Source organism: Micromonospora sp. CPCC 205546, from assembly GCF_036902715.1.
Classification (GTDB): domain Bacteria; phylum Actinomycetota; class Actinomycetes; order Mycobacteriales; family Micromonosporaceae; genus Micromonospora.
Genome location: NZ_JBAKHL010000145.1, coordinates 1 through 3,330, shown reverse-complemented (window position 1 = coordinate 3,330; position 3,330 = coordinate 1). Strand labels below are relative to the sequence as shown.

The following is a 3,330-nucleotide window of genomic DNA, read 5'->3' as shown; positions in this document are numbered from 1 at the left end:
AATCCTTGAACGCCCGCTACCGGCGGGCGGTCAAGGCCCGCGGCCACTTCCCCAACGAGCAGGCCGCGTTGAAGTGTCTGTACCTGGTGACCCGGTCCCTGGACCCCACCGGAGCAGGCAGAACCCGATGGACCATGCGCTGGAAACCCGCATTGAACGCCTTCGCCATCACCTTCAGCGACCGCTTCCCGAACGCCGAGACCTACTAACCAAGATCGCCGGAAACACCCTTAGCGAGACAGGCCCGTTACCTGCTCCCGGCTGGTGCCGGGATGGCGATAGGTGGCTCAGCTGGTTGCGTCTGGCGGCTGTGCCAGGCGGTCTCGTACTCGTTCGGGCTGAGGTAGCCCAGCTCGCGTTGGATGCGGCGTGTGTTGTACCAGCCGTCGATGTAGGCGAAGATCGCGTTCTCGGCCTCGTCGCGGGTCCGCCACGAGGTGCGGTAGACGAGTTCGATTTTCAACGTTGACCAGAAGTTCTCCATCAGCGCGTTGTCGTATGAGTCGCCGACGGAGCCCATGGAGGGCAGGATCCCGTTGTCCTGTAAGCGTTCTGAGAAGCGGAACGACGTGTAGTTGGTGAGTTCAACCGGTCGTCGCAACACCTCAATCTTGGAGGTGTCGATGGGCAGGCCGGCGGGGTGGATGAAGGCGTTGACGGGCAGGTCGCCGATGAAGTCCCCAGGAAAGCCGTCGCTGCGGCGGGAAGTCGAGCGCTTGTTCTGGCGTGAGATCGCCAGAGGGCTGACCAGCGAGGACGCCGGGACCGCGGTGGGTGTGTCGCAAGCGGTCGGAAGCAGGTGGTTCCGGCAGCGTGGCGGCATGCCGCTGTTGATGGTTGCCCAGGTCACGGGCCGGTATCTGTCGTTCGCCGAACGCGAAGAGATCGCCCTGCTCAAGGGCCAGGGCCTCGGGGTCAGGGAGATAGCCCGTCGACTGGGTCGTGACCCTTCGACTGTCTCCCGAGAGTTGCGCCGCAACGCGGCGACCCGGGGAGGCAAGCTCGACTACCGGGCGTCGGTGGCGCAGTGGAAGGCAGAACTGCTCGCGAGGCGTCCGAAGGTGGCGAAGTTGGTCACCAATGAGCGGCTGCGCGAATACGTGCAGGAGCGGCTCTCGGGCCAGGTCCGGTGCCCCGACGGGACGCCGGTGCCGGGCCCGGTGGCGGCACCGTGGAAGGGACGCAACAAGCCACGGCGTCAGGACCGACGCTGGGCCAACGCGTGGAGCCCACAGCAGATCTCCCACCGGCTGAGGCTCGACTTCCCCGATGATGACGGCATGCGCATCTCGCACGAGGCGATCTATCAGTCCCTGTTCATCCAGGGACGGGGCGCGTTGAAGCGTGATCTGGTCGCCTGTCTGCGCACGGGCCGCGCCTTGCGCGTGCCACGTGCTCGGGCCCGGCGGCGTCGTGACGGCATGGTCACCCCGGAGGTGATGATCAGCGAACGGCCCGCCGAGGCCAGCGACCGTGCCGTCCCGGGGCACTGGGAGGGAGACCTCATCATCGGGCTGGACCGATCCGCGATCGGCACGCTCGTCGAGCGAACGACCCGCTTCACGATGCTGCTGCACCTGCCACGAATGGACGGCTGGGGCGTCGAGCCGCGCGTGAAGAACGGCCCAGCATTGGCCGGTCGCGGTGCTGAGGCCGTCCGCGATGCGATCGCCGCAACGATCACCACCCTGCCGGATCGGCTGCGCCGGACACTGACCTGGGACCGCGGGAAAGAACTCGCCCAGCACGCCCAGCTGAGGATCGACACGGGCGTCCGGGTCTACTTCGCCGATCCGCACAGCCCATGGCAGCGCGGCACCAACGAGAACACCAACGGTCTGCTGCGCCAGTACTTCCCCAAGGGCACCGACCTGGCCCGCTGGGGCCGCTACGACCTCGACGCCGTGGCCGCCACCCTCAACAACCGACCACGTAAGACACTCGGCTGGAGAACGCCAGCCGAAGCCATGAACGAACAGTTACGCTCGATCCAAAGCAGCGGTGTTGCGACGACCGGTTGAATCCGCCGTTCGATCCCCTGTCCGAGTGGTGGATCAACTGGCCGTCGCGGACGTCGCGCGACCAGATGCCGTATTCGAGGGCGGCGAGGATCAGGTCGGTGTCGCAGCGGTCGGAGGTCTTCCACCCCACGATCCGGCGGGAGAACACATCCCGGACCGCGGCGAGCCAGAACACCCCTTCGCCGCACGGTATGCGGGTGGCGTCGGCGACCCACAGGCGGTTCGGCCCCGCTGCGGTGAACTGCCGGTTGACCAGATCCGGCGCCGGGATGTGCCGCGGGTCCTGCCGGGTGGAGCCGCCGCGCCAGCCTCGACGCAGGAACGCCCCCTGCCAGCCCTGCTCGGCCATCAGCCGCTCGATGCGTTTGCGGCCCACATGGATGCCGTCACGGCGCAGCTGCCGATGCACCCGGTCCGCGCCGTAGGTGCGCCCCGATGTCTCCCAGATCTCGTGGATGTTGGAGATCAGCCCCAGGTCGACCACGTCGCGGTCGCAGGGCTGCTCGGCCTGCTTCACCCACGCGTAGTAGGTCGAGGCGCCGATGTTCAGGACCCGTAGCAGGAGCGCGACCGCGAACTGGTCACGGTGTTCGTGGATGAACCTCATGACCGTCGCCGGGTCGGGTCGAGCTCCGCCGCGAAATACGCGCTCGCGGCCTTCAGGATCTCGTTCGCCCGCCGCAGCTCGGCGACCTCCCGGCGCAGCCGGCGGTTCTCCTCGGCCATCTCGCTGGTCGGCCGGTCGTGACGCTCGTCGGCGTCGGCCTCGGCCTGCCGGATCCAGTTCCTGAGCGCCTCGTGATGCACGCCGAGCTGCTCGGCCAGGCGCCGGATGACGGGCTTCGGGTCCGACTCGCGATACAGGCGCACAGCGCGCTGACGTAGCTCATCGGGGTACTTCTTCGGTGCTGCCACGGACGACTTCCTCCCCCACGGCCATCAGACCATGGTCAAGAAGCTCCATGAAAGCGGGGGTGGCTCAGTAAGTGCGGCCGCCTGAGCAGCAGCACCAAGTCTTCATGCTGCCGCTGGTGCAATAGTATGCGCCACTGGAGTTGATGGGACAGTTGGGCTGCCCGAAGGCCAAGTCACAGCACCGCCAAGTGGCCAATGGTGCTGCGAACGCTTCGCGGCCCAGCGCGGTGACACCCGCAGCTGCTCCGACCACGGTTATGCCGATCTTGCCCATCAGTCCGAAGAACCCGCGCCGACTGCTCTGGGAGTGTGGACCTAACGGTGTTTCCGGCCTGACCTGCCAGGCGTTGTGCCTGGTGAGGAGGGTGCCGTGATGACCGCGACACTGAACGAC

5 protein-coding genes are annotated in these 3,330 nt (G+C 67.0%); 2 read left to right on the top strand and 3 right to left on the bottom strand.

What is annotated here, in order from left to right:
* Positions 1 to 209 (top strand): transposase (locus V6U77_RS29710; protein ID WP_334609829.1); only part of this gene is annotated, 209 nt, incomplete at its 5' end.
* A 38-nt stretch (positions 210 to 247) separates the two neighbouring features.
* Here V6U77_RS29710 and V6U77_RS29705 read toward each other — a convergent pair.
* Positions 248 to 850 carry an IS3 family transposase gene (locus tag V6U77_RS29705; RefSeq protein WP_334610049.1) on the bottom strand — a complete coding sequence of 201 codons (603 nt, stop codon included), beginning with the start codon at positions 848 to 850 and terminating at the stop codon, positions 248 to 250.
* Between V6U77_RS29705 and V6U77_RS29700 the strand changes: the two genes are divergently transcribed.
* The gene (locus V6U77_RS29700) at positions 732 to 2,021 is read left to right on the top strand and encodes an IS30 family transposase (RefSeq protein ID WP_442934540.1); all 1,290 of its coding nucleotides are present in this window, start codon (positions 732 to 734) and stop codon (positions 2,019 to 2,021) included. The genes V6U77_RS29705 and V6U77_RS29700 overlap by 119 nt on opposite strands.
* On the opposite strand, the gene V6U77_RS29695 is transcribed toward V6U77_RS29700, so the two are convergent.
* Together V6U77_RS29695 and V6U77_RS29690 are read right to left on the bottom strand one after the other, a co-directional pair.
* The gene (locus V6U77_RS29695) at positions 1,918 to 2,628 is read right to left on the bottom strand and encodes an IS3 family transposase (protein ID WP_334610047.1); all 711 of its coding nucleotides are present in this window, start codon (positions 2,626 to 2,628) and stop codon (positions 1,918 to 1,920) included. The two genes, V6U77_RS29700 and V6U77_RS29695, sit on opposite strands and share 104 nt — an antisense overlap.
* Positions 2,625 to 2,936 (bottom strand): transposase, encoded by a 312-nt coding sequence (locus tag V6U77_RS29690; RefSeq protein ID WP_013283497.1) that lies wholly within the window; start codon positions 2,934 to 2,936, stop codon positions 2,625 to 2,627. Before V6U77_RS29690 ends, V6U77_RS29695 begins: the two co-directional genes overlap by 4 nt.
* Positions 2,937 to 3,330 lie beyond the last annotated feature (394 nt).

Bases quoted from the DNA above. Each gene is read 5' to 3' on its own strand.
- V6U77_RS29695 (WP_334610047.1), bottom strand. From the start codon at position 2,628: ATGAGGTTCATCCACGAACACCGTGACCAGTTCGCGGTCGCGCTCCTG.